General features: G+C 72.9%; 25 protein-coding genes. 17 read left to right on the top strand and 8 right to left on the bottom strand.

Features of this window, described 5'->3' with window-relative positions:
• The 5 genes from LG634_RS29885 to LG634_RS29865 all read left to right on the top strand — a co-directional run.
• Positions 1-379, top strand: a 379-nt coding sequence (locus tag LG634_RS29885) for an Asd/ArgC dimerization domain-containing protein (RefSeq protein WP_264203765.1), incomplete at its 5' end; no start/stop codon positions are given.
• Positions 376-1,533 (top strand): bifunctional glutamate N-acetyltransferase/amino-acid acetyltransferase ArgJ, encoded by a 1,158-nt coding sequence (gene argJ / locus LG634_RS29880; RefSeq protein WP_226738285.1) that lies wholly within the window; start codon positions 376-378, stop codon positions 1,531-1,533. The genes LG634_RS29885 and argJ, both read left to right, overlap by 4 nt.
• Complete coding sequence (gene argB, locus LG634_RS29875; protein ID WP_226738283.1) at positions 1,530-2,447, top strand: acetylglutamate kinase; 918 nt, start codon at positions 1,530-1,532, stop codon at positions 2,445-2,447. Before argJ ends, argB begins: the two co-directional genes overlap by 4 nt.
• Entirely contained in the window at positions 2,444-3,658 is a 1,215-nt protein-coding gene (locus tag LG634_RS29870) for an acetylornithine transaminase (protein ID WP_226738281.1), read from the top strand. The genes argB and LG634_RS29870 overlap by 4 nt, the downstream gene beginning before the upstream one ends.
• A gap of 7 nt (positions 3,659-3,665) precedes the next feature.
• Entirely contained in the window at positions 3,666-4,229 is a 564-nt protein-coding gene (locus LG634_RS29865; protein ID WP_226738279.1) for an arginine repressor, read from the top strand.
• Positions 4,230-4,275: 46 nt separating this feature from the next.
• Here the strand turns inward: LG634_RS29865 and LG634_RS29860 are convergent, their stop codons facing one another.
• Genes LG634_RS29860 through LG634_RS29845 form a run of 4 tightly spaced genes read right to left on the bottom strand, consistent with a single transcriptional unit; the run spans position 4,276 to position 8,715 of the window.
• Positions 4,276-4,998 carry a L,D-transpeptidase family protein gene (locus LG634_RS29860; RefSeq protein ID WP_226738277.1) on the bottom strand — a complete coding sequence of 241 codons (723 nt, stop codon included), beginning with the start codon at positions 4,996-4,998 and terminating at the stop codon, positions 4,276-4,278.
• 3 nt (positions 4,999-5,001) lie between these two features.
• The gene (locus tag LG634_RS29855) at positions 5,002-5,583 is read right to left on the bottom strand and encodes a pyridoxamine 5'-phosphate oxidase family protein (protein ID WP_226738275.1); all 582 of its coding nucleotides are present in this window, start codon (positions 5,581-5,583) and stop codon (positions 5,002-5,004) included.
• A 43-nt stretch (positions 5,584-5,626) separates the two neighbouring features.
• Complete coding sequence (locus LG634_RS29850) at positions 5,627-7,156, bottom strand: hypothetical protein (protein ID WP_226738273.1); 1,530 nt, start codon at positions 7,154-7,156, stop codon at positions 5,627-5,629.
• Positions 7,153-8,715: a HEAT repeat domain-containing protein gene (locus tag LG634_RS29845; protein WP_226738271.1), complete on the bottom strand. Its 1,563-nt coding sequence runs from the start codon at positions 8,713-8,715 to the stop codon at positions 7,153-7,155. The genes LG634_RS29850 and LG634_RS29845 overlap by 4 nt, the downstream gene beginning before the upstream one ends.
• Positions 8,716-8,832: 117 nt before the next feature.
• On the opposite strand from LG634_RS29845, the gene LG634_RS29840 reads away from it, so the two are divergent.
• Positions 8,833-10,026: an argininosuccinate synthase gene (locus LG634_RS29840; RefSeq protein ID WP_226738269.1), complete on the top strand. Its 1,194-nt coding sequence runs from the start codon at positions 8,833-8,835 to the stop codon at positions 10,024-10,026.
• Between the two features lie 168 nt (positions 10,027-10,194).
• Positions 10,195-11,625, top strand: a complete 1,431-nt coding sequence (gene argH / locus LG634_RS29835) for an argininosuccinate lyase (RefSeq protein ID WP_226738267.1) — start codon at positions 10,195-10,197, stop codon at positions 11,623-11,625.
• Between the two features lie 53 nt (positions 11,626-11,678).
• On the opposite strand, the gene LG634_RS29830 is transcribed toward argH, so the two are convergent.
• Positions 11,679-12,191, bottom strand: coding sequence for an HAD domain-containing protein (locus tag LG634_RS29830; RefSeq protein ID WP_308072698.1), 513 nt, complete (start codon positions 12,189-12,191; stop codon positions 11,679-11,681).
• A 97-nt stretch (positions 12,192-12,288) separates the two neighbouring features.
• On the opposite strand from LG634_RS29830, the gene LG634_RS29825 reads away from it, so the two are divergent.
• From LG634_RS29825 to LG634_RS29815, 3 genes are all read left to right on the top strand, one after another.
• Positions 12,289-12,840 (top strand): TetR/AcrR family transcriptional regulator, encoded by a 552-nt coding sequence (locus tag LG634_RS29825; protein ID WP_226738263.1) that lies wholly within the window; start codon positions 12,289-12,291, stop codon positions 12,838-12,840.
• A complete protein-coding gene (locus LG634_RS29820) occupies positions 12,837-14,381 on the top strand; it encodes an MFS transporter (RefSeq protein ID WP_226738261.1) in 1,545 nt (514 codons plus the stop codon). Before LG634_RS29825 ends, LG634_RS29820 begins: the two co-directional genes overlap by 4 nt.
• Before the next feature lie 121 nt (positions 14,382-14,502).
• Entirely contained in the window at positions 14,503-15,987 is a 1,485-nt protein-coding gene (locus LG634_RS29815; protein ID WP_226738259.1) for a membrane-associated oxidoreductase, read from the top strand.
• A 69-nt stretch (positions 15,988-16,056) separates the two neighbouring features.
• On the opposite strand, the gene LG634_RS29810 is transcribed toward LG634_RS29815, so the two are convergent.
• A complete protein-coding gene (locus LG634_RS29810; protein ID WP_226738257.1) occupies positions 16,057-16,689 on the bottom strand; it encodes a lysophospholipid acyltransferase family protein in 633 nt (210 codons plus the stop codon).
• Positions 16,690-17,003: 314 nt separating this feature from the next.
• On the opposite strand from LG634_RS29810, the gene LG634_RS29805 reads away from it, so the two are divergent.
• From LG634_RS29805 to LG634_RS29795, 3 genes are all read left to right on the top strand, one after another.
• Positions 17,004-18,164 (top strand): glycerophosphodiester phosphodiesterase, encoded by a 1,161-nt coding sequence (locus tag LG634_RS29805; RefSeq protein WP_226738255.1) that lies wholly within the window; start codon positions 17,004-17,006, stop codon positions 18,162-18,164.
• A gap of 97 nt (positions 18,165-18,261) precedes the next feature.
• The gene (locus tag LG634_RS29800) at positions 18,262-18,777 is read left to right on the top strand and encodes an RNA polymerase sigma factor (protein WP_226738253.1); all 516 of its coding nucleotides are present in this window, start codon (positions 18,262-18,264) and stop codon (positions 18,775-18,777) included.
• 37 nt (positions 18,778-18,814) lie between these two features.
• On the top strand, positions 18,815-19,312 hold the full coding sequence (locus LG634_RS29795) for a GNAT family N-acetyltransferase (protein WP_226738251.1): 498 nt from the start codon (positions 18,815-18,817) through the stop codon (positions 19,310-19,312).
• Positions 19,313-19,382: 70 nt separating this feature from the next.
• Here the strand turns inward: LG634_RS29795 and LG634_RS29790 are convergent, their stop codons facing one another.
• Both LG634_RS29790 and LG634_RS29785 read right to left on the bottom strand, forming a co-directional pair.
• Entirely contained in the window at positions 19,383-19,829 is a 447-nt protein-coding gene (locus LG634_RS29790; protein WP_372482516.1) for a hypothetical protein, read from the bottom strand.
• Entirely contained in the window at positions 19,822-20,190 is a 369-nt protein-coding gene (locus LG634_RS29785; protein ID WP_226738249.1) for a hypothetical protein, read from the bottom strand. The genes LG634_RS29790 and LG634_RS29785 overlap by 8 nt, the downstream gene beginning before the upstream one ends.
• A gap of 572 nt (positions 20,191-20,762) precedes the next feature.
• Between LG634_RS29785 and LG634_RS29780 the strand changes: the two genes are divergently transcribed.
• From LG634_RS29780 to LG634_RS29765, 4 genes are all read left to right on the top strand, one after another.
• Positions 20,763-21,824 carry a methionine ABC transporter ATP-binding protein gene (locus LG634_RS29780; RefSeq protein WP_226738247.1) on the top strand — a complete coding sequence of 354 codons (1,062 nt, stop codon included), beginning with the start codon at positions 20,763-20,765 and terminating at the stop codon, positions 21,822-21,824.
• A complete protein-coding gene (locus LG634_RS29775) occupies positions 21,821-22,489 on the top strand; it encodes a methionine ABC transporter permease (protein ID WP_226738246.1) in 669 nt (222 codons plus the stop codon). The genes LG634_RS29780 and LG634_RS29775 overlap by 4 nt, the downstream gene beginning before the upstream one ends.
• 78 nt (positions 22,490-22,567) lie before the next feature.
• Positions 22,568-23,431, top strand: coding sequence for a MetQ/NlpA family ABC transporter substrate-binding protein (locus LG634_RS29770; RefSeq protein ID WP_226738244.1), 864 nt, complete (start codon positions 22,568-22,570; stop codon positions 23,429-23,431).
• Between the two features lie 173 nt (positions 23,432-23,604).
• A complete protein-coding gene (locus tag LG634_RS29765; protein WP_226738242.1) occupies positions 23,605-24,258 on the top strand; it encodes a GNAT family N-acetyltransferase in 654 nt (217 codons plus the stop codon).
• Positions 24,259-24,376 lie beyond the last annotated feature (118 nt).

Here is a 24,376-nt window from a genome sequence, read left to right as displayed (position 1 = left end):
CGCGGCCGGCACCCGGGTGTCCGTGTCGTTCACGCCGACGCTCGCGCCGATGCCCCGCGGCATCCTCGCCACCTGCTCCGCGAAGGCCGTCCCCGGCACCACGGCGGAGAGCGTGCGCGCCGCGTACGAGAAGGCGTACGCCGACGAGCCGTTCGTCCACCTGCTGCCCGAGGGCCAGTGGCCGGCGACCGCCCACGTCCACGGTTCCAACGCCGTTCAGGTGCAGGTCGCGTACGACGCCGCCGCCGGACGGATCATCGCCATCAGCGCGATCGACAATCTCACCAAGGGCACCGCCGGCGGCGCGGTGCAGAGCATGAACATCGCCCTCGGTCTCGACGAGGGCCTGGGACTTTCCACGATCGGAGTCGCACCGTGAGTGTCACGGCCGCACAGGGATTCACCGCCGCGGGCATCGCCGCGGGCATCAAGGAGAACGGCAACCCGGACCTCGCCCTCGTGGTCAACCACGGGCCACGTCTGGCGGCCGCGGGCGTCTTCACCTCGAACCGTGTGAAGGCGGCCCCCGTCCTGTGGTCCGAGCAGGTCCTGCGCGGCGGCGCGGTCTCCGCGGTCGTCCTCAACTCCGGCGGCGCCAACGCCTGCACCGGCCCCAAGGGCTTCCAGGACACCCACGCCACCGCCGAGAAGGCGGCCGCCGTCCTCGGCGGCGAGCACAACGCCGGCGAGATCGCCGTCGCCTCCACCGGCCTCATCGGCGTACCGCTGCCGATGGACCGGCTGCTGCCCGGCATCGAGCAGGCCGCCGCGGCCCTCACCGCCGACGGCGGCGAGGCCGCCGCCATCGCCATCAAGACCACCGACACCGTCCACAAGACCGCGGTCGCCGGCGGCAGCGGCTGGACCGTCGGCGGCATGGCCAAGGGCGCCGGCATGCTCGCCCCCGGCCTCGCCACCATGCTCGTGGTCCTGACGACCGACGCCGACGTGGACAGCACCGCCCTGGACCGGGCGCTGCGCGCCGCGACCCGTACGACGTTCGACCGGGTCGACTCCGACGGCTGCATGTCGACCAACGACACCGTGCTCCTCCTCGCCTCCGGCGCCGCCGGCACCGTCCCCGACGAGCAGGAGTTCACGGAGGCCGTACGGGCCGTCTGCGACGACCTCGCCCGGCAGCTCATCGGCGACGCCGAGGGCTCCAGCAAGGACATCCGCATCGAGGTGGTGAACGCCTCGACCGAGGACGACGCCGTCGAGGTCGGCCGCTCGATCGCCCGCAACAACCTGCTCAAGTGCGCCATCCACGGCGAGGACCCCAACTGGGGCCGCGTCCTGTCCGCCATCGGCACCACCAAGGCCGCCTTCGACCCGGACCGCCTCAACGTCGCCATCAACGGCGTCTGGGTCTGCCGGAACGGCTCCGTCGGCGAACCCCGCGAACTCGTCAGCATGAAGGACCGCGAGGTCCGCATCACCGCCGACCTGGCCACAGGCACCGAGTCCGCCGTCATCTGGGCCAACGACCTGACCGCCGAATACGTCCACGAGAACAGCGCGTACAGCTCATGAGCACTGCCCGCAAGCACACCGCCCTGCCCAAGGCGCAGACCCTCATCGAGGCGCTGCCCTGGCTGACCCGCCACCACGGCAAGACGGTCGTGATCAAGTTCGGCGGCAACGCCATGATCGACGAAGAGCTGAAGGCGGCCTTCGCCCAGGACGTCGTCTTCCTGCGGCACGCCGGCCTCAAGCCCGTCGTCGTACACGGCGGCGGCCCGCAGATCAGCGCCCAGCTCGACAAGCAGGGCCTGGTCAGCGAGTTCAAGGCGGGCCTGCGGGTCACCACGCCCGAGGCCATGGACGTCGTACGGATGGTGCTGGCCGGGCAGGTCCAGCGCGAGCTGGTCGGACTGCTCAACCAGCACGGGCCGCTCGCCGTCGGCATGACCGGCGAGGACGCCCACACCATCACCGCCGTCAAGCACGTCCCGCAGATCGACGGCGAGCCCGTCGACATCGGCCGGGTCGGCGAGATCACCGCCATCGAGACCGGCGCCATCGAGGCCCTCCTCGACGACGGCCGGATCCCGGTGATCTCGTCCATCGCGCGCAGCGCCGACGACGGCCACGTGTACAACGTGAACGCCGACACCGCCGCCGCCGCCCTGGCCGCCGCGCTCGGCGCCGAGACCCTGATGGTCCTCACCGACGTCGAGGGCCTGTACGCGGACTGGCCGGCCAGCGACGAGGTCATCAGCCAGCTCACGGCGAGCGAACTGGAACGGCTGCTGCCCGAACTGTCCAGCGGCATGGTCCCGAAGATGGAAGGCTGCCTGCACGCCGTCCGCAACGGCGTGCACACCGCCCGCGTGATCGACGGCCGGGTGCAGCACGCCATCCTGCTGGAGATCTTCACGGACGAAGGCATCGGCACGATGGTCGTGCCGGACACGGAAACGGAAGACGAAGGGGGAGCACAGTGAACGACACCGGCAACGAGGCCTACGCACAGCGCTGGAAGAACGCCCTGACCGACAACTACGGCACCCCCGCCGTGGCTCTGGTCCGCGGCGAGGGCGCACAGGTCTGGGACGCCGACGGCCGTCAGTACACCGACTTCGTCGGCGGCATCGCGGTCAACGCGCTCGGACACGCCCACCCGGCCGTGGTCCGCGCCGTCTCCGAGCAGATCGCGACCCTCGGCCACGTCTCCAACCTGTTCGCCTCCGAGCCCGTCCTCGCCCTCGGCGAGCGGCTGCTCCAGCTGTCCGGCCGCGACGGCCGGGTGTTCTTCTGCAACTCCGGTGCAGAAGCGGTCGAGGCCGCCTTCAAGATCGGCCGGCTCACCGGCCGGACCCACATGGTCTCCACCCGGGGCGGCTTCCACGGCCGCACCATGGGCGCCCTCGCCCTCACCGGCCAGCCGGCCAAGCAGGAGCCCTTCCTGCCGCTGCCCGGCGAGGTCACCCACGTCCCGTACGGGGACGCGGACGCGCTGCGGGCCGCCGTCACCGAGGACACCGCCCTCGTGATCATCGAGCCCATCCAGGGCGAGAACGGCGTGGTCGTGCCCCCGTCCGGCTACCTGCGGGCCGCCCGCGAGATCACCGCGGCCACCGGCACCCTGCTCGTCCTCGACGAGGTGCAGACCGGCACCGGCCGCACCGGCCACTGGTTCGCCGCCCAGGCCGAAGGCGTCGAAGCCGACCTCGTCACCCTCGCCAAGGGCCTCGGCGGCGGCCTGCCCCTCGGCGCCACCGTGGCCTTCGGCCCCGCCGCCGACCTGCTCAGGCCCGGCCAGCACGGCACCACCTTCGGCGGGAACCCGGTGGCCTGCGCCGCCGGCCTCGCCGTCCTCGACACCATCGCCGCCGACGGCCTCCTCGACCGGGTCAAGGAGACCGGCGAGCGGCTGCGCAGCGGAATCGAAGGATCCGGTCCGGTTCCGAAGCACCCGCTGGTCTCCCACGTCCGCGGCGCCGGCCTGCTGCTGGGTATCGTGCTGACCGAGCCCCTCGCACAGAAGGTGCAGCAGGCGGCTCAGGATGCCGGCTTCCTGGTCAACGCACCCGCCCCCGACGTCGTACGGCTCATGCCGCCGTACGTGCTGTCCGCGGCCGAGGCGGATGCGTTCGTACGGGCCCTGCCGGGCATCCTCGACGCAGCCGACGGGGACGGACGATCCGGAGAATGAGACGACGATGAGCCAGGCGCAGGACAACGAGGACTGGCGGACCTCCCGGGCGGAATCCGGGGCAGGCCCCGCCGTTCCGCAGACCCGCACCGCCCGCCACCGCCGGATCGTGGACATCCTCAACCGGCAGCCGGTCCGCTCCCAGAGCCAGCTGGCGAAGCTGCTCGCCGACGACGGGCTGAGCGTCACCCAGGCGACGCTCTCCCGCGACCTCGACGAGCTGGGCGCGGTGAAGATCCGCAACACGGGCGGCGAACTCATCTACGCGGTGCCCAGCGAGGGCGGATTCCGCACCCCGCAGGCCCCGCTGGGGGAGTCCGCCAAGGAGGAGCGCATGCGGCGCCTCTCCGGCGAACTGCTGATCTCGGCGGAGGCCTCCGCCAACCTCGTGGTCCTGCGCACCCCGCCGGGCGCCGCCCAGTTCCTGGCCTCGGCGATCGACCAGGCCGAACTGCAGGCCATCCTCGGCACCATCGCCGGCGACGACACCCTGATGCTGATCAGCCGTGACCCGGCGGGCGGCCAGGCCCTCGCCGACCACCTGCTGCGGCTGGCCCAGAAGGAAGGCTGACCGACGGCCGCCGCCCCGCCCGGGGCGGCGGCCCTCGCCGTCCGGCTCAGTAGCGGGTGACCGCCGTCGGACCGGACACGGTCCCGATCGCGATGTGCGGGCTGCGCCGCGGATCGGCCCAGGCCAGGATCCGCCGCATCGCGTACTCCGGCACCGAGACGCAACCCGCCGTCGGGCCCGCCCCGTTGACGTGCAGGAAGATCCCCGCACCCCGCTTGCGCACCGGCGTCGTGTAGTTGAAGCCGATGACCATGGCGTACGCGTACTGCTGCGCGTATGTGACCAGGTGCTCGGACTCGCCGGGCGCGCAGTCGCCGGGCAGCGGCTCCACCCAGCGGTTGTAGCTTGCCGACGCGTTGTCCTGGCACCACCAGGAGTCCTGGCGCACCGGCCGGTACCGCATCCGGGTGCCCGCCGGGGCCGGCCGGATCCCGAACGCGTACGGCAGGGCGTACAGGCCGGTCGGCGTGGTGTTCGTGCCCTGCTGCCGGGTGGCGCCCTCGGTGAGCCCCTTGGCGCCGAACCGCGCCCCGCTGGTGCCCATCGGGATCCAGTGCCCGGCCCGCCGCTCCCACCAGGTCAGCTTGCCGGTGGTGGCGCCGGGAGCGTCGGCGACCGCGGTGATCAGCTGGCTGCCGCCGCCGGTGTCGGCCATCAGGGCCGGCAGCGGCGCCGCGGGACCGGCGGCCGGTCCGGTGGCTGCGGCGGGCCCGGCAAGGGGGCTGACGAGGAGTGAGGCGACGGCGAGGGCAAGAACGGTTCTTCGCATGCGTCAGACGGTACGCGGCGGCACCGGCAGCGGCAGCGCGGGCAGTCCGTCCAGGCTCGTGCCGACGTGGTCCTTCTTCTCGCAGTACTCGCGGAACTCGTCGTCCGTCTTGCGGCCGAAGTACTCGGCGTGGAGCGTCCGCTCCTCCTTGTACTCCATGAAGGGGACGGCGTAGCCGCAGGTGTCGGACACCCGGCGGGCGTGCACCACGATGACCGCCCGCGCCGACGGGCCGTCGGCCTCGCCGAACCGTGCGATCAGGTCCGCCCAGCGGGGGTCGTCCCGGAAGACGGCCTCGCCCTCGCCGTGCACGCGGACGATGTTCGGCGGCCCGCTGAACGCGCACCACATCAGCGTGATCCGGCCGTTCTCCCGGACGTGCGCAATGGTCTCCGCGCCGCTTCCCCCGAAGTCCAGGTAGGCCAGGGTGTGTTCGTCGATGACCACCAGGGTCCCGGCCCGGCCCTTCGGCGACAGGTTGACGTGCCCGTCCCCGGCCAGCGGTGCGGTGGCGGTGAAGAACACCGGCTGTTCTTCGATGAACTTCCGCAGCCGTCCGTCGATGCGTTCGTATGTTTTCCCCATGGCCTGGATTATCCGCCCGGCCGCCCCGGCCGCCGTCGGCGGGTCAGCCGCGCAGCCCGAGCCGCCTGTGCAGGTCCTGCACCTCGTACCGGTCGAGGGCCTGCCGGCACCGGGCCAGCGCGGCGGCCACGTCCGGGTCTCCGGCCGGCACGCGGAGCGGTGCGTACCAGGCGGCGAGCGCCCCCACGGCGGTGTCCCGCAGTTTCCCGTCGTGTGCGTCCAAGGCGGCGAGGGCGGCCTCCCGGAGGGCGGGTCCGCCGTTCGCCCGGATCAGCCGGAACGCAGCCATCCGGGTGTGCGCCGGGTGCTCCGGGCCGACCAGCGCGGCCAGGGTCCCGGCGGGCACCTGACGGCCGTACGGCAGCAGGGCGAGGGCGGCCTCCCGGGCCACGGCCGGGGCCGGGTCCGCCAGCAGCGGCAGCAGCGGTTCGGGGCGCACCCCGCCCAGCAGCCGCAGCCCGGCGACCGCCCGCGCCCGTACCCCGGCCGCCGGGTGCACCAGCAGCGGCCGCAGCAGCTCCGCGTCCGCCCGGCCACCGCACTCGGCCAGCCCGTACGGGGCCCACTGCGGCAGCGCCGGATCCGCCGGGTCGGCGCACAGCGCCCGGTACCGTACGGCCGGATCCTCGCCGTGCGCCTTCACCGCCCACCGGGCGCAGGCCCTGACCAGCGGCGACCGGTCCGTCAGGAACGGCCGGGCCTCGGTGGTCCGGCCCGCGGCGCGCAGCGCCGTCACCCCCGCCGACCGGGTCCACGGGGCGCGGGCGGTCAGCAGCACCCCGAGGGCGGCCGCCGCCTCCGCTTCCGGCGCCTCCGGCAGGGCCGCGAGGGCCGCGTCGGCGCACAGCCGGGCGGCCAGCGGGTCGCTGTTGCCCCGGGCCGCGCGCGAAGCCAGCTCCGCCAGGGGCCAGCGGCCCTCCCGCAGCGCGAGCCGCACCCCGAGCCGGCGCATGCCGAGGTCGGGGCTGGCTTCGAGCTGCAGGGCGGCCTCCTCGGGCAGCCCGGCCAGGGCCGCGAGCAGCCGCTCGTGCAGCCATCCGCCGTGGTCCCGGCGGCTGACGGTCAGCACGACCGGCCCCAGCGCCACCGCCGCCGGCAGGCCGCCGGGCCCGTCGAGGACCTCGTCGAGGAGGGTGCGGGCGCGTTCGCGGACGGGCCCGGCCCAGTCCGTGCAGCGGACCACGACCAGGGGCAGCAGCCGCGGGAACCCGGCGGCGTGCGCGAGGGCGGCCTCGCGGACCCGGCCGTCCGGGTGGCACAGCGCCAGCGCGACCTCGCCCTCCCCGAGCGGCTCGGGTGGCGGGCGGAGACCGAACCGGCTGCCGGCCGGCGGCCGGGGCCTGTTCCACGGCCAGGCGAAGGTCCGTTCGCCCGTCATGCGCGCCGGCCCCGGCAGCCGGGCGTACCGGCCCCAGCCGCGGACCGCGCGGTCGAAGGAGGTCCACCGCTCGGCGGGCGCCGCGGACGGATCCGGGCCGAGCGCGTCCTCCAGCGGCCCGCCTCCGGCCAGCCGGCACACCCGTTCCTGCCAGGGGTGCACGTAGTCCTCGTGGGCGTCGCCGTGACGGGTCATCGGCCGGGGTGCTGCTCGTAGCGGGCGCGCTGGGCCTCGTAGCGCACCTCGGGGTCCTCGTCGTCGGACAGCGGGGCCAGCACCCGCTTGCGCAGCTCCAGCCCGTGGGCCGACAGCAGCCGCAGGCCCGCGTGGCGGGTGTGCCGGGGCCGCCCGGGGGCCACCAGGCCGGCGAGCCATTCCTCCGGGAGCAGCAGGACGTACGGCACCAGCGCCTTGCGGGCGGCCCGGACCAGCGGCGGGTGGGGGTCGGACATGGCGTGCATCAGCTCGTCGGGGGTGACCGCGCCGGCGATGCGCAGCGCGGCGAGTGCGGCCGCCCGGACCCGCCCGGCCGGGTGTGCGGCCAGCCGGCGCAGCAGGGGGACGGCGTCGGGCGGCGCGCACTCGACGAGGCCGAAGGCGAGGCCGGGCGGCGGGCCGGCCGGGTCCTCGGCGGTCCGCTCGTACAGCTCCCGGTAGAGGGCGGCGGGGTCGCCGCCCGACATCCGCACCACCAGCCGGGCCGCGGACCGCACCCGGGCCGACGGGTCGGCCAGCCAGGCCCGGGCCTCGGCGCCCCGGCCGATGCCGTGCAGGGCGGTGACGGCGCTGGACCGGGCCACCGCGGAGCTCGCCGCGCCGAGGACGCCGAGCACGTCCGCCGGGTCGTCGGGGCCCACGGCGGCGAGTGCGGCGGCGAGGCAGCGGCGGCGGATCCGGGGGTCGCTGCCCGTGCAGGCGAGCCGGGCCAGCCGGCGCGGCGGCAGCAGGCCGGCAGCCAGGGCCGCGTCGAGGGCGGTGTGCCGGATGAGGTCGTCCGGGCTCTCGGTGATCAGAGTCTCGGCCAGTGCGGCGGGCAGCGGTCCGGCGGCCAGGAGGACGGACAGGGCGACCCGCCGGACCCGGACCTCGGGGTCGCCGGCGGCGAGGTCCGCGAGCTGCCCGGGCGTGATCAGGGCGTGCTGCGCCGCTCTGCGCAGGGCGCCCTCGCGCAGCGGGCGGTGCGTGCTGCCGAGCTGTTCGAGGATCCGCTCCGCCGGCACGGCGCCCCGGGTGCGGACCGTGAACTCCCAGCCCCAGTCGCCGTGCCGCCGCAGCCCGGCCAGGAGGGCCACCGGGACCAGCCGGTCGGCGGCCTCCGGGGTCAGCTCCGCGGCGGCCTCGGCCAGCACCTCGCGGGCCCGGGCGCGGACGGCCGGCTGCGGGTCGGCGCACCGGAAGAAGAGCAGGGGCAGCAGCCCGGGCAGCGCGCCGGCGAAGCCGAGGGCCGCCCCGCGGACCCGCGGGTCGTGGTGGCAGAGTCCGAGGGCCACCTCGGCGGGGCCGGGCGGCAGCGCGGACCAGGCCACGCCCGGCGGCCGGGCGGTCTCCACCCAGCGGGGCGCGGTGCTCCAGTCGGGCCGGTCTTCGCGGTCCCGGACCTCCCGCATGCCGCGGCCGGGGTCGGTCTCGTAGTGGACGTTCCACTCCAGCCGCTCCCAGGACACCGCGTCCATGACGTGCAGGGCCCGCTCCGGCGGTATGCCGAGCAGCAGGCGCTCCGCGGGGGACAACGAGGGGCGGAACACAGGACTCATGTCTGCACTCTAGGGAGACACGCCCGCTCTGACCAGCAACTTTCCCGGCTCGTTGACGAAACATACGGAGTAGTGCATAGTTATGCCTGTCGTTGAATGCACCGTAAGGAGAAACCCGTGACCGAGCGCGTCGTACTCGCCTACTCGGGCGGCCTGGACACCTCCGTCGCCATCGGCTGGATCGCCGAGGAGACGGGCGCCGAGGTCATCGCCGTCGCCGTGGACGTCGGCCAGGGCGGCGAGGACCTGGACGTCATCCGCAAGCGCGCGCTCGCCTGCGGTGCCGTCGAAGCCGAAGTCGCGGACGCCAAGGACGAGTTCGCCAACGAGTACTGCCTTCCGGCGATCAAGGCCAACGCCCTCTACATGGACCGCTACCCGCTGGTCTCGGCGCTCTCCCGGCCGACCATCGTCAAGCACCTCGTCGCCGCCGCGAAGAAGCACAACGCCTCGATCGTGGCCCACGGCTGCACCGGCAAGGGCAACGACCAGGTCCGCTTCGAGGCCGGCATCGCCGCCCTCGGCCCCGACCTCAAGTGCATCGCCCCGGTCCGCGACTATGCGATGACCCGGGACAAGGCCATCGCCTTCTGCGAGGCCAAGCAGCTCCCGATCGCCACCACCAAGAAGTCCCCGTACTCGATCGACCAGAACGTCTTCGGGCGGGCCGTCGAGACCGGCTTCCTGGAGGACATCTGGAACGCGCCGATCGAGGACATCTACGAGTACACCTCGAACCCGGCCACCCCCCGCGAGGCCGACGAGGTCGTCATCTCCTTCAAGGAGGGCGTCCCGGTCGCCATCGACGGCCGGCCCGTCACCGTGCTCCAGGCCATCCAGCAGCTCAACGAGCGGGCCGGCGCCCAGGGCATCGGCCGGATCGACATGGTCGAGGACCGCCTCGTCGGCATCAAGTCCCGCGAGGTGTACGAGGCTCCCGGCGCGATCGCCCTGATCACCGCCCACCAGGAGCTGGAGAACGTCACCGTCGAGCGCGAGCTGGCCCGCTACAAGCGGCAGGTCGAGCAGCGCTGGGGCGAGATGGTCTACGACGGCCTGTGGTTCTCCCCGCTGAAGCGCGCCCTGGACGGCTTCATCAACGAGGCCAACCAGCACGTCACCGGCGACATCCGGATGACCCTGCACGGCGGCCGCGCCGTCGTCACCGGCCGGAAGTCCGACGAGTCGCTGTACGACTTCAACCTCGCCACGTACGACACGGGCGACACCTTCGACCAGTCGAAGGCCCAGGGCTTCATCGAGATCTTCGGGCTCTCCTCGAAGATCGCGGCGAAGCGCGACCTGGCCTGAGCCTGGCGGCGCGGCCGCACGCCGCCGCCCCCGGTCCCCCCGGGCGCCCGTGAGCGCACCCCGGGTCGGCCGAGGTGCGGCGGCGTGCGGTGACACCCGCCGCTTCCCCGCTCCTCCGCGGCGGGGAAGCGGCCTCGTACCTTCCGTGAAGTCCTGAGGAGCAGAGCAGTGAGCAGCAACAACGGTGACGTCCGGCTCTGGGGCGGCCGGTTCGCCGACGGCCCGGCCGAGGCCCTGGCGAAGCTTTCCGCGTCGGTCCACTTCGACTGGCGCCTGGCGCCGTACGACATCGCCGGCTCCCGCGCCCACGCCCGCGTCCTGCACGGCGCCGGCCTGCTCACCGCCGACGAGCTCGACCGCATGATCGCGGGCCTCGACGCCCTCGAGGCGGACGTCGCCGACGGCTCCTTCACCGGCACCATCGCCGACGAGGACGTGCACACCGCCCTGGAGCGCGGCCTGCTGGAGCGGCTCGGCGCCGACCTCGGCGGCAAGCTGCGCGCCGGCCGGTCCCGCAACGACCAGGTGGCCACGCTGTTCCGGATGTACCTGCGGGACCACGCCCGGATCATCGGCGGCCTGATCGCCGACCTCCAGGACGCGCTGGTCGGCCTCGCCGAGGCGCACCCGGCGACCGCCATGCCCGGCCGGACCCACCTCCAGCACGCCCAGCCGGTGCTGTTCGCCCACCACGTGCTGGCCCACGTGCAGTCCCTGTCGCGGGACGCGGAGCGGCTGCGGCAGTGGGACACCCGGACCGCGGTCTCCCCGTACGGCTCCGGGGCGCTGGCCGGCTCCTCGCTGGGGCTGGACCCGGAGGCGGTCGCCGCCGACCTCGGCTTCGAGCGCGGCTCGGCCGGGAACTCGATCGACGGCACGGCCTCCCGGGACTTCGTCGCCGAGTTCGCCTTCATCACCGCGATGATCGGGATCAACCTGTCGCGGATCGCGGAGGAGGTCATCATCTGGAACACGAAGGAGTTCTCCTTCGTGACCCTGCACGACGCGTTCTCCACCGGCTCGTCGATCATGCCGCAGAAGAAGAACCCCGACATCGCCGAGCTGGCGCGCGGCAAGTCGGGCCGCCTCATCGGCAACCTCACCGGCCTGCTCGCCACCCTGAAGGCGCTGCCGCTCGCCTACAACCGCGACCTCCAGGAGGACAAGGAGCCGGTCTTCGACTCCTGCGACACCCTCGAGGTCCTGCTGCCGGCCTTCACCGGCATGATGGCCACCCTCACCGTGAACCGGGAGCGGATGGAGGAGCTGGCCCCCGCCGGCTTCTCGCTCGCGACCGACATCGCGGAGTGGCTGGTCAAGCAGGGCGTGCCGTTCCGGGTGGCGCACGAGGTGGCCGGCGAGTGCGTCAAGGAATGCGAGGCGCAAGGCATCGAACTGGACGAGCTGACCGACGCCCAGTTCGCGAAGATCTCCGAGCACCTGACCCCCGAGGTCCGCTCCGTGCTCAACGTGCCCGGCGCGCTGGCCTCCCGCAGCGGCCGCGGCGGCACCGCCCCCAGCGCCGTCGCCGTCCAGCTCACCGAGCTGAAGGCCGACCTGGCGATCCAGCACGCCTGGGCCACCGCCAAGCGGAAGTAACCCGCCCGCGCCCCGAGGGGCGGCAGGACGCGCACCGGCGCTCCTGCCGCCCCTCAGCCGTTCCCGCCCCCGCCCCACCCGGCCAGCTCCGCGAAGTCCTCCGCCACCAGCCCGACCCGCTCGTCGACGTACCGCAGCAGCGCCTGCCCCGGGTGCTGCCGGTCGACGTACGCGTGGTCCCGGGCGGTGATGTCGTCGTCCACCCACGCGAACGGCCGCCCGGCCGTGTAGTCGACGACGTACTGCGTCTTCCAGCACGTGCCGTCCGGCGCCCTCCCGTGCATCTGCGGCCAGTCGATGAAGGGCAGCCGGGGCAGCCCCAGGTGCGGCCCGATCCACTCGTTGGCCTCGTCCTTCCACGTGGTCGCCCAGACCAGCTCGTACACCTCGGCGAGCGCGAGCAGCTGCGCGCCGTGGGCGTGGTTGAGCCAGACGCGCAGCGGCTTGCCCGAGGTCCAGCCGGTGGGGCGCATCCGGTGCGTGGTGTAGCCCGCGGGCCTGCGCTGGGCCTTGGCCGCGTACGGGTTCAGGGGGCCGTCGACGTCGATCAGGAGCAGCGGCTTCAGCGACTTCATCGTTCAAGTGTTCCCTTCTTGGGGTGGGCGAGGCAGCTGAGTTTTTTGGAATGAGACATCAACGTCTCATTTGGTGTATGGTTGTCTCATGGCAATGGATCGTGACCAGGTGCTGCGTACGGCGGCCGCGCTGCTCTCCCGCAAGGCGACCGCCACCATGGACGAGGTCGCGAAGGCGGCCGGGATCGGCCGGGCGACCCTGCACCGGCACTTCGCCGGACGGGACGCACTCGTCCGCGCCCTCGAAGACCTCGGCATCCGCGAGTTCGAGGTCGCCTTCGACAAGGCGCGCCTCGACGAGGGCACCGCGCCCGACGCGCTGCGCCGCCTGGTCGCCGAATCCGAGCCCAACGCCCCGCTGCTGGCCTTCCTCGTCACCGAGAACCAGCTGTTCGAGGGCGACCAGGTCAACGAGGGCTGGGCCCGGCTCGACGCCCGCGTGTCCGCGCTCTTCCGGCGCGGCCAGCAGGAGGGCGACATCCGGATCGACCTCAGCCCCGCCTGGCTGACCGAGGCCCTCTACGGCCTCGTCGGCTCCTGCGCCTGGGCCGTCATGGACGGCCGGGTCGCAGCCAAGGACTTCCAGCACATGGTCGCCGAGCTCCTGCTCGGCGGCGCCCGACGGAGTGTGGAGAAATGAACGGAACCGAACAGACCGGCCTGCGCACGGAGACGGAGGTCAAGAGCCCCGGCCGCTGGCTGGCCCTGTCCGTGCTCGTGCTCGCCGTGCTGCTGGTCGCCGTGGACGCCACCGTCCTCGGGCTCGCGACCCCCTCGCTCAGCGAGGACCTCAAGCCGTCCGGCAACCAGCTGCTGTGGATCGGCGACATCTACTCGTTCGTGATCGCCGGCCTTCTCGTCTCCATGGGCAGCCTCGGCGACCGCATCGGCCGCAAGAAGCTGCTGCTCGTCGGCGCCACCGCCTTCGGCGCCGTCTCGGTGCTCAACGCGTACGCCACCAGCCCCGAGATGATGATCGTCGCCCGGGCCCTGCTGGGCGTCGCCGGCGCCACCCTGATGCCGTCCACCCTGGCGCTGATCCGCAACATCTTCCACGACCCCAAGGAGCGCAGCCTCGCCATCGGCATCTGGGGCGCCACCGCCTCCGCCGGCGCGGCCGTCGGCCCCGTCATCGGCGGCTTCCTGCTCCAGCACTTCTACTGGGGCTCGGTCTTCCTCATCAACCTTCCCGTGATGCTGGTCCTGGTCATCGTCGGCAGCAAGCTGCTGCCCGAGTCCAAGAACCCGGTCGCCGGCCCCTGGGACCTGCCCAGCGTCGGCCTGTCCCTCGTCGGCATCATCGGCATCGTCTACGCGATCAAGGAGCTGGCCAGCCACGGTGCGACCGCCGGGGCCGGCCTCGCCGCCGCCCTCGGTGCCGCCGCCCTGTACGCCTTCGTGCGCCGCCAGCTCACCCTGACCGCACCCCTCCTCGACATGCGCCTGTTCCGCCACCGCGGCTTCTCCGGCGCCGTCCTCGCCGACCTGCTGACCGTCTTCGGACTGTCCGGCCTGGTCTTCTTCCTCTCCCAGTTCCTCCAGCTCGTCCAGGGCCGCGAACCCCTGGAGGCGGGCCTGGCCGAACTGCCCGCCGCCATCGGCGCCGTGGTCACCGGCCTGGTCGCCGGCCGCTACGCCCGCCGGTACTCGGTGCGCACCGTCGTCACCGGCGGCCTCGCCGCCATCGGACTCGCGCTCGGCGTGCTCACCCTGGTCCACCAGGAGACCGGCTACCCGCTGCTCGGCGCCGCCCTGCTGGTCGTCGGCCTCGGCGCCGGCTTCTCCTTCACGGTGACCGCCGACGTGATCCTCTCCAGCGTCCCCAAGGAGCAGGCCGGCTCCGCCTCCGCGGTCTCGGAGACGGCGTACGAACTCGGCGCCGCGCTCGGCATCGCCCTGCTCGGCTCCATCGTCACCGGCGTCTACCGCGGCTTCACGGTCCCGGCCGGCGTCCCGGCGCCCGTCGCCGACGCCGCGCACGAATCGCTCGGCGGCGCCGTCGAGGCCGCGAAGACCCTCGACCCGCAGACCGCGCACACCGTGGTCGGCGCGGCCCAGGACGCCTTCGTGGACGGCCTCCGCCTCGCCTCGGGCGTCGGCGCCGCCGTGCTGCTGGCCACCGCCGTGGCCGCCTGGTTCCTGCTGCGCGGCCAGCGCCTCCACGACGGCGCCGGCCACTGACCGGCCCGGCCCGGCACCCCGGCACTGCGCCGGGGTGCCGGGCCGCCGCCTGACGGTACGGCAGGAGCGGCCGCCCGTACCGGAGTTGACAGTGTGATCATCGGGCGGCAGCATCCGCCCGGTGGAGATGACCGACCTGACCCCGGCGGAACGCCGCATCTGGCAGGCGTTCCCGTCCGACGAGCCCGTCGACCTGCGCGGCGGCCGGACCGACGCCGCGGCCGACGGCGCCTCCTGGGGCCCCGAGCGCACCGTACGGGCAGAGGTGCTGCGGGCCCTGCTCCTGACCGCACCCACCCGCGAGGGCGCCGCCGCGGGCCTCACCCTCCAGGGCGCCCGGATCACCGGCGTGCTCCGCCTGAAGTACGCCGCGATCGACCACCCCGTACGGCTGCGCGGCTGCCACTTCGAAGAGGAGCCCGACTTCTACGGCGCCCGGATGCGGGCCCTGGTCCTCACCGACTCCGACCTGCCGGGCCTGGAGGCCTCCAACCTCGACCTGGAGGTCTACCTCCGGCTGTCCTGCTGCCGCATCCGCGGGCAGCTGCGCCTGTCCGGCTCCCGCATCGGCGGCGGCGTCTTCCTCAACGACGCCGTGATCGGCACCCCCGGCGCACCCGTCCGCGGCGACGAGTCCCAACCCACCAGCCTGCTCCTCAACCACGCCACCGTCGGCACCGACATCCGGGCCAAGCGCCTGACCGTCCACGGCCGGTTCCTCCTCAACGGCACCACCGTGGCCGGCCGGGTCCTCCTCGACGGCGGCTCCTTCGCCAACCCCGGCGGCAGCGCCATCCACGCCGAGACGCTCTCCGTCGGCACCGACCTGTCCGCCAAGGACATCCGCGCCACCGGCCGGGTCGACCTCAAGGGGGTCCGCATCCCCGGCCAGCTCGACCTGCACCGGGTGGCCCTCTCCAACCCGGGCCGGCTGGCCCTGCGGCTCACCAGCGCCGAGGTCGGCGAACTGTGGCTGCGCGGCTCCGAGCCGGTCCGCGGCACCGTCAGCCTGCGCCGTTCCACCCTCGACATGCTCCACGTGCCCACCGGGGTGCTGCCCGACGGCGTCCTCCTCGACGGCCTGACGTACCGCACCCTCGCCCCGCACCTGCCCGCCGAGGAACGGCTGCCGCTCCTCGAACGCGACGAGGGCGGCTACCTGCCGTACGCGTACGAGCAGCTGGCCGCCGCCTACCGGACCGCGGGCGACGAGGCCGCCGCCCGTACCGTCCAGCTCGCCAAGCTCCGCCGGCACCGCCACACCCTGCCCTGGTACGGGCGCATCTGGGGGCACCTCCAGGACGCCACCGTGGGCTACGGCTTCCGGCCCATGCGGGCGGCCGGCTGGCTGGCCGCCCTGCTGCTCGCCGGCTCGGTCGCCTTCGCCGTTCGCCACCCGGCGCCGCTCAAGGCCGACGAGGCACCGGGCTTCAACCCGGTCTTCTACACGCTCGACCTGCTCCTGCCCATCATCGGCTTCGGACAGGAGAGCGCCTTCGCGCCCGCCGGCTGGCAGCAGTGGCTCTCGTACCTGCTCATCGTCATCGGCTGGACCCTGGCCACCACCATCGCGGCCGGCATCACCCGCGCCCTCAGCCGGCAGTAGCGCCCGCCGACGGCGAAGGCCGGACCCCCGACGGGATCCGGCCTTTCCGTGACGGTGCGGAGGGCGCCGCTACGCGGCTTCCTTGGCCTTCGTGGCGTACATGTCCACGTACTCCTGCCCGGACAGCCGCATCACCTCGGCCATCACCGAGTCCGTGACCGCGCGCAGCACGTACCGGTCGCGGTCCATGCCCTCGTAGCGGGAGAACTCCATCGCCTCGCCGAAGCGGACCGTCACCCGGCCCGGCCGCGGCATCCCCTTGCCGCCGGGCTGCAGCTTGTCCGTGCCGATCATGGCGAAGGGGACCACCGGCGCGCCGGTCATGAGGGTGAGCCGGGCGATGCCGGTACGGCCCCGGTACAGCCGCCCGTCGGGGGAGCGGGTGCCCTCAGGGTAGATCCCGAAGATCTTGCCCTCCTCCAGGATCCGGCGGCCGGTCATCAGCGCGGCGACCCCGCCGTTCGCGCCGTCCCGGTCCACGGGGATCATGCCGGCGCCGGTGAAGAACCACGCCATCAGCCGGCCCTTGAGACCCTTGCCGGTCACGTACTCGTCCTTGCCGATGAAGTGCACCGTACGGTCGCACACCAGCGGCAGGATCATGGAGTCGATGAACGTGAGGTGGTTGCCCGCGAGGATGACCGCACCACTGCCCGGAATGTTCTCGATGCCCTCCACGCGCGTACGGAACATCATGCGCATGACGGGTCCGACAGTGGCTTTGATGAGCGCGGTACGGAACAACGTGGGCCCTCCGGCGTCGAAGCGGTCTTGCACCACGGGGAGTCAGTGCAGGTGAGGACGATACTCGCGGGCCGCCGCTGATCGCACATCGGGTTCACGCAACGGATACGCAGTGTTGACGCACGTTTCCGCCATGTTCCGGCCGACCTCGCCCCGCCGTAAGCAACGGCTGCCTACGATCGCGGCGCCGAGAACGGCCGGGAACTGCCGGGGACGGGCCGGAAACACCCGGTACGTCCCGGCCCGTCGACACAGCAGACAGGGGAGCAGACATGACGCAGGGTGGGGCAGCGCGGCGGACCGTGCTGGGCGCGGCGGTGCTCGCCGCCGGCGCGAGCACGATCGGCATGGGCGCCGGGACGGCCGCCGCGGCCGGGTCCCCGGCGGCGGAGGACGGCCGCCACCCGCAGGGCCACCGGGGCCTGCCCGTGCCCACCGTGATCGGGCACCGGGGGGCCAGCGGCTACCGCCCCGAGCACACCCTCGGCTCGTACCAGCTCGCCCTCGACCTCGGTGCGCACGTCATCGAGCAGGACCTCGTGCCCACCAAGGACGGACATCTCGTCTGCCGCCACGAGAACGAGATCGGCGGCACCACCGACGTCGCCGACCACCCCGAGTTCGAGGGCCGCCGCACCACTAAGACCATCGACGGGGTCGCCGTCACCGGCTGGTTCACCGAGGACTTCACCCTCGCCGAGCTGAAGACCCTGCGCGCCAAGGAGCGCATCCCGGCCGTGCGGCAGCGCAACACGCTCTACGACGGCCGCTGGGCCGTGCCCACCTTCGAAGAGGTGCTGCGCTGGGCCCGCCGCGAGGGCCGCCGCCGCGGCCACGAGGTCTGGCTGCACGTCGAGACCAAGCACCCCAGCTACTTCCGGGGCCTGGGACTCGGCCTGGAGGAGCCGCTGGCGAAGCTGCTCCGCCGCTACGGCCGCGACGGCCGCAACGCCCCCGTCTTCCTCCAGTCCTTCGAGCCCTCCAGCATCCAGCGGCTGGCGAAGCTGGTGGCCGCGCCCAAGGTGGTCCTGCTGTCCGGCGCCACCACCCGGCCCTGGGACTTCGTCCAGGCCGGAGACCCGCGGACGGTCGCCGACCTGGTGCGCCCCGAGGGCCTGCGGTGGATGGCCGGCTTCGCCCAGGGCATCGGCCCGACCCTGGACCTCGTCATCCCGCGCACCCCGGCCGGCACCCTCGGCACGCCCACCACCCTGGTCCGCGACGCCCACGCCCAGGGCCTGCTCCTGCACCCCTACACGGCCCGCAACGAGAACAGCTTCCTGCCGGCCGAATTCCGCAAGGGCACCGACCCGGCCGCCTACGGAGACGTCTTCGGCGCCCTGCGCGCCTACTTCGCCCAGGGCATCGACGGCATCTTCACCGACCAGCCGGACACCGCCCTGCTGGCCGCCGCCGACTTCACCGACCGCTGAGTCCGCCGCGGGCCGGCGCTCCGGCTCACGTCACCCCTGCGGGTGAGCCGCGGCCGGCGGGGAAACCCGCCGGCCGCAGCCGTGCGTCCCGGCGGGCATGGACCTGATGCACGAACTCGCCCCCCTGCTCCCGCTCCTGTCGGCGGAGGCGGCCGCCGAGGCCCCCGGCGCGGGCGTGGAGCCCGCGGACCTCGAACAGGCCGTCTGGGTCCGTCTGCTGGAGCGTGACCGGGCCGCCGGCCGGCCCTCGGAAGCGGCGAGCTGGCTGCGCCGCGCGGTCCGCGCCGAAGCCCGTACCGCCCGCCGCCGGGCCCTGCGGGAGATCCCGTACGGCGGCCTGCCCGAGGGCGGCACGCCGACACCGGAACGGGCCGCACTGGAGGGGGAGGCGCAGGACGCCCTCCGTTCGGCGGTCGCCCGTCTGCCCGGACGCTGCCCCGAGCTGCTTGCCGCACTTCTTTCGCCCCGAGACCTCACCTACCGTGAAATCGCAGGGGAGTTGGGTATCTCACAGGGGAGTTTGGGGCCCGTTCGTTCCCGTTGCCTGGGATGTCTGCGCAGAATGCTGACGGCAGAGGTTGCAGCTCCTGAACTGCGGGGAAAGGAGCGGTAGACCGACGGGCTACCAGGTGAGCGGGAGGCATGCGCACATGGGCATGAGCGTGACCATCTCTGCGGCGGACGCGGACGACGCCGAGCAGATCTTCAGACTGCAGTACCTCTGCTTCCAGACCGAGGCCGAGCTCTACGGCAACTACCGGATCGAGCCCCTCGTCCAGTCCCTCGACTCCGTCAAGGCCGAACTCGCCACCGACTGCGTCCTGGTCGCCCGGCTCGGCGACGAGGTGGTCGGCACGGCCTTCGGCACCTCGGACGAGGACGGCACCGGCCGCATCGGAAAGCTCTGCGTCCACCCCCGCATGCAGGGCCACGGCCTCGGCGCCCGGCTGCTGCGCGCCGTCGAGGAGGCCCTCGCCGGCCGCGCCGCCACCAGCCGCTTCCAGCTGTTCACCGGCGAGCGCAGCGAGGGCAACCTGCGCCTCTACCGCAGGGCCGGCTACGCCCGGGTCGCCGACCGGACCGGCACCGACGGGATCCGGCTGATCGTCCTGGAGAAGGCGGCCGCGGACTACGCGGTCAGCGCCTGAGCACCACGCAGCGGCGCCCGGCACCCCAAGCGGCGGGTGCCGGGCGCCGCTGCCTGCGCGGAGGGCGTGCTCAGCGCCGCCGGCGCAGCCACAGCATGCCGGTGACGGGCAGGATCACCGGGATGAACAGGTAGCCCATCCCGAAGTCGGACCACACCGTCGCGTCCGGGAAGGCCTCGGGGCGCACCAGCGTCCAGGCACCCACGAGGAGCACCCCGGCCAGCTCGCCGGCACAGCACACCAGCGCCGCCTTCCGGGCCGCTTCCCCGCCGCGGACCAGCGAGTACGTGATGAACGCGTAGACCAGGGCGGCGACCGCCGACAGCGCGTAGGCCAGCGGCGCCCGGTCGAACTCGGTGGAGATCTGGTAGATCGAGCGGGACACCGCGCCGACCACCATCACCCCGTACAGCCAGACCAGCAGCAGCCCGGGGCCCTTGACGAGCCGGCGGTCCGGCGCGGCTGCGGCGCCGTCCGCGGTCCCGGGCGCGGATCCGGTGGCGGCGGACTCAGGCACCGGTGCCTCCCCAGATGTCGGTGAGCCGCACTTCCAGCACGGCCAGGACCACGGCGCCCGCCGCAACGGTTACCGAGCCCCACTTGGTGCGCTCGGTCAGCGACAGGAACCCGGCGGCCGGGACCGCGCAGAACGCGCCGACCAGGTACGCGACGAAGATGACGCCGCCCTCGTCGGGCTCGCCGCCCTGCGCCAGCCGGACGATGCCGACCACCAGCTGGGCCAGGGCCAGCAGCGTCACCACCGCCATGCCGATGAAGTGCCAGTCCTTGGTCGGCTGGTCCCGGTAGGCGGCGAAACCGCACCACCCGGCCAGGGCCAGCGCGGCCACGCCGAGGGTGAGGGTGAGGGCATCGAGCATGCAGCGAGGGTATTACGGCGCCGCCGGCCGGCCGCCCGCGGGCTGCGCCCGGCCGGGGCGGGTGCGCCCCGGCCCCGCCCCGGGGTAGTGGTCTTGACCACAACGGCGGCCTCGACGGGCCGCCACACGGATCCCGTCAGTGGCTGGATCATGCGGGTGTCCGTGCAGGTCAGGGGCGTGTCCAGGGGGTGGGATCCAGGGGCCTGAGCAGACCGCCTTGTCCGGTATGCGGCTCGATTCTGTCCGCTATTCGGACAGATCTGATCGCCGCGGCGGACGTTCTGCTTTACTGGGCCCATGACCACGACGAGCAGCCGCACCCTTGCGACCGAGGCGATGATGACGCCCGGTGCTCGTTGTATGTGTCGAATGTGCGCCTTCTGAGGGCCCCTTCCCGAGCCTCGCGCCCCGAAGCGAGACCAGGCGAGCCTGTCCGCACCTGACGGATCCGCTCCAGCCCCGCGCATGCGCTGAACCAGCAATTCCTCCCGGTTCCGCCCGTATCGCGTCCCCAGATGAACGCCCCGTGCCCGGCACAGCTGCGCCGCGCACTCGACAGCGACGGAAATCCTGTGATCACCACATCGGGCCTCACGAAGGTCTACCAGTCCCGTGGCCGCGAGGTCACCGCCCTGGACGGCGTCGACCTGCACGTCCGTGAGGGCGAGGTCTACGGAGTCATCGGCCAGAGCGGTGCCGGCAAGTCCTCCCTGATCCGCTGCGTCAACCTCCTGGAGCGCCCCACCACCGGCACCGTCACCGTCGACGGCGTCGACCTGACCGCCCTCGCGGGCGGCGGCGGCCGCCGCGCCGGCAAGGAGCTCCGCCAGGCCCGCAGCCGCATCGGCATGGTCTTCCAGCACTTCAACCTGCTGTCCTCGCGGACTGTGCAGGCCAACATCGAGCTGCCCCTGGAGATCCTCGGCGTCTCCGGCCGCGAGCGCTCCCGCAAGGCCCTCGAACTCCTCGACCTGGTCGGCCTCGCCGACAAGGCCAAGGCCTACCCCGGCCAGCTCTCCGGCGGCCAGAAGCAGCGCGTCGGCATCGCCCGCGCCCTCGCCGGCGATCCCAAGGTGCTGCTGTCCGACGAGGCCACCAGCGCCCTGGACCCCGAGACCACCCGCTCGATCCTCCAGCTGCTGCGCGACCTCAACCGCCAGCTCGGCCTGACCGTGCTGCTCATCACGCACGAGATGGACGTCGTCAAGAGCATCTGCGACTCCGCCGCCCTGATGAAGAAGGGCCGGATCACCGAGTCCGGAACCGTCTCCGAGCTGCTGGCCACCCCCGGCTCCGAACTCGCCGCCGAACTGTTCCCGGTCAGCGGCGACCCCACCGGCGAGGACCGCACCGTCGTGGACGTCACGTTCCACGGCGAGGCCGCCACCCAGCCGGTCATCTCGCAGCTCTCCCGCACGTACAACATCGACATCTCGATCCTCGGCGCCGCGATGGACACCGTCGCGGGCCGCCAGGTCGGCCGCATGCGGATCGAACTGCCCGGCCGCTACGAGGACAACGTCGTGCCCGTCGGCTTCCTGCGCGAACGCGGCCTCCAGGTAGACGTCGTGGAGGCCGCCGACGCCGCCGGGGTGGTCGCCGCCGCCGAGCTCATCAAGGAGGGGGCCAAGTGACCTGGTCCGACATGCAGCCGCTGCTCACCCAGGGCACCTACGACACCCTCTACATGGTGCTGTGGTCCACCCTCGTGACCGTGCTCGCCGGCCTCCCGCTCGGCATCCTCCTGGTCCTCACCGACAAGGGGGGACTGCTGCAGAACCGTCCCCTCAACAAGGTCCTCGGCGTGATCGTGAACATCGGCCGGTCGCTGCCGTTCATCATCCTGCTGATCTTCCTGATCCCGGTCACCACCGCCGTCGTCGGCACCTTCATCGGCCCCACCGCCATGATCGTGCCGCTGGCCATCGGAGCCATCCCGTTCTTCGCCCGCCTGGTGGAGACCGCGGTCCGCGAGGTCGACCACGGACTCGTCGAAGCCGTCCAGTCCATGGGCGGCGGCGTCCCCACCCTGGTCTGGAAGGTCCTGCTGCCCCAGTCCCTGCCCTCCCTGGCCGCCGGCGTCACCACCACCGTCATCACCCTGGTCGGCTACTCCGCCATGGCCGGCGCGGTCGGCGGCGAAGGCCTCGGCTCCAAGGCCATCACGTACGGCTTCCAGCGCTTCGAGACCGGCTTCATGTTCGCCACCGTCGCCGTCCTCATCGCGCTCGTCACCGTCGTCCAGCTGCTCGGCGACGGCGTGGTCCGCCTGCTCGCCCGCCGCGGCCGGACCGCCTGAACAGACTTCCCTCCCCACCACAGCCCGCACTCGTCGTGCTCGGGCGTCGTCCGCACCACCCAGAAAGAGGCACTCTTCGTGCGCAAGAACATCAAGCTCGCCGCCGCCGCCACCGCAACCGCCGCCCTGGCCCTCGGCCTGACGGCCTGCGGCACCTCCTCCGACCCGGCGTCCGCCAAGGACTCCACCGGAGCGGCCGCCGAGTCCAAGCCCCTCGTCGTCGCGGCCTCCCCGACCCCGCACGCCGACATCCTGAACTTCGTCAAGGACAACCTGGCCGCCAAGGCCGGACTCAAGCTGGAGGTCAAGGAGTTCACGGACTACGTCCTGCCGAACACCGCGACCCAGGCGGGCCAGGTCGGGGCCAACTACTTCCAGCACAAGCCGTACCTCGACGACTTCAACAAGAAGAACGGCACCGACATCGTTCCGGTCGTGAACGTTCACCTGGAACCGCTCGGCCTCTACTCCAAGAAGCTCAAGAGCCTCAAGGACATCAAGGCCGGCCAGACCGTCGCCGTCCCCAACGACACCACCAACGAGGGCCGCGCCCTCCAGCTGCTCGCCGCCAACGGCCTGATCAAGCTGAAGGACGGCGTCGGCACCAGCGCCACCCTCGCCGACATCACCGACAAGAAGGGCCTGGAGTTCAAGGAGCTGGAGGCCGCCACCGTCCCGCGCGCCCTCAGCGACGTGGACGCCGCCGTCATCAACGGCAACTACGCCCTCGAAGCCGACCTCAAGCCCGCCGAGGACGCGCTCGCCCTCGAGAAGGCCGAGGGCAACCCGTACGCCAACTTCCTCGCCGTGAAGCGCGGCAACGAGAACGACCCCCGCGTCCTGAAGCTCGCCACGCTCCTGAACTCGCCCGAGGTCAAGAAGTTCATCGAGGACAAGTACGACGGCTCCGTCATCCCCGCCTTCGGGAAGCCCGCCGCCTGATCCGCCGCGGCAAGCAGACCGCCGGGCCCCGCACCCTCCTGAGCCAGGGGTGCGGGGCCCGGCCATGCACATCCGCGGGCCGATGCTGCATGCTGTGCGAAGAAGGCCGTTCTCACAGGCCGTCAAAGTCCCTACAACGGCCCGTAATCCGGTCCCACGGCATGGAGCTGCGCATGACTACCACCTTCCCGGACGTCTCCATCAGCACGGACCGGCTGGTGTTGCGCCCCTTCGAGGAGGCGGACGTCATGGCCCTGGCCGAGATGATGAACGACGAACTCATCACCGCCTGGACCTCCGTGCCCCACCCCTACACCGTCCAGGACGCCCGCGACTGGGCCCTCCACCACTCCCACGCCGAACGCACCGCCGGCCGCGGCATCGTCTTCGCCGTCACCGAGTTCCTCACCCAGCGCCTCGTCGGCTGCATCCACCTCAAGAACGTCGACTGGCGCTGCCGCAGCGCCGAGGTCGGCTACGTCACCGCCCCCTGGGCCCGCGGCGAGGGCTACGCCTGCGAGTCCGTGCTCGCCGCCGCCCAATGGCTGTTCCGCGACCAGAAGTTCGAACGGCTCGAACTGCGCACCGCCGCCGACAACACCGCCTCCCAGCAGGTCGCCCAGAAGATCGGTTGCATCAGCGAAGGCGTCCTGCGCAACGCGTGGATAGTGCGCACCCAGACGCCGGACGGCGGCTGGGCGGACACCCGCACCGACCTGATCGTCTGGAGCCTGCTCCCCGAGGACCTCGACGGCCTCGACGGCCGGCTCGCCGACGCCGGCGGCTACGCCGGATACACCGACTGGAACCACGCCGACTGGCAGTGAGCCCACCGCCCCGGGCCCGGCGCCACCGCGGAAGGTCCGGACCACCCCGGCTACCACCAGGTAGTCTCACCGTGTCCGCCCCGGCGGACCGCACCCCCGCCGCCGCCGACCCCAGGAG

It is taken from the genome of Streptomyces bambusae (assembly GCF_020532645.1).
GTDB lineage: Bacteria > Actinomycetota > Actinomycetes > Streptomycetales > Streptomycetaceae > Streptomyces > Streptomyces bambusae.
This window is presented reverse-complemented; position numbering and strand designations above follow the sequence as displayed.

What these genes read in the sequence shown, in the direction of transcription:
- LG634_RS29795 (WP_226738251.1), top strand. Translation starts at nt 18,815, where the DNA reads ATGGGCATGAGCGTGACCATCTCTGCGGCGGACGCGGACGACGCCGAG.
- LG634_RS29845 (WP_226738271.1), bottom strand. Translation starts at nt 8,715, where the DNA reads ATGAGTCCTGTGTTCCGCCCCTCGTTGTCCCCCGCGGAGCGCCTGCTG.
- LG634_RS29800 (WP_226738253.1), top strand. Translation starts at nt 18,262, where the DNA reads ATGGACCTGATGCACGAACTCGCCCCCCTGCTCCCGCTCCTGTCGGCG.
- LG634_RS29825 (WP_226738263.1), top strand. Translation starts at nt 12,289, where the DNA reads ATGGCAATGGATCGTGACCAGGTGCTGCGTACGGCGGCCGCGCTGCTC.
- LG634_RS29765 (WP_226738242.1), top strand. Translation starts at nt 23,605, where the DNA reads ATGACTACCACCTTCCCGGACGTCTCCATCAGCACGGACCGGCTGGTG.
- LG634_RS29855 (WP_226738275.1), bottom strand. Translation starts at nt 5,583, where the DNA reads ATGGGGAAAACATACGAACGCATCGACGGACGGCTGCGGAAGTTCATC.
- LG634_RS29865 (WP_226738279.1), top strand. Translation starts at nt 3,666, where the DNA reads ATGAGCCAGGCGCAGGACAACGAGGACTGGCGGACCTCCCGGGCGGAA.
- argB (WP_226738283.1), top strand. Translation starts at nt 1,530, where the DNA reads ATGAGCACTGCCCGCAAGCACACCGCCCTGCCCAAGGCGCAGACCCTC.
- LG634_RS29860 (WP_226738277.1), bottom strand. Translation starts at nt 4,998, where the DNA reads ATGCGAAGAACCGTTCTTGCCCTCGCCGTCGCCTCACTCCTCGTCAGC.
- LG634_RS29805 (WP_226738255.1), top strand. Translation starts at nt 17,004, where the DNA reads ATGACGCAGGGTGGGGCAGCGCGGCGGACCGTGCTGGGCGCGGCGGTG.
- LG634_RS29820 (WP_226738261.1), top strand. Translation starts at nt 12,837, where the DNA reads ATGAACGGAACCGAACAGACCGGCCTGCGCACGGAGACGGAGGTCAAG.
- LG634_RS29810 (WP_226738257.1), bottom strand. Translation starts at nt 16,689, where the DNA reads ATGCGCATGATGTTCCGTACGCGCGTGGAGGGCATCGAGAACATTCCG.
- LG634_RS29785 (WP_226738249.1), bottom strand. Translation starts at nt 20,190, where the DNA reads ATGCTCGATGCCCTCACCCTCACCCTCGGCGTGGCCGCGCTGGCCCTG.
- LG634_RS29850 (WP_226738273.1), bottom strand. Translation starts at nt 7,156, where the DNA reads ATGACCCGTCACGGCGACGCCCACGAGGACTACGTGCACCCCTGGCAG.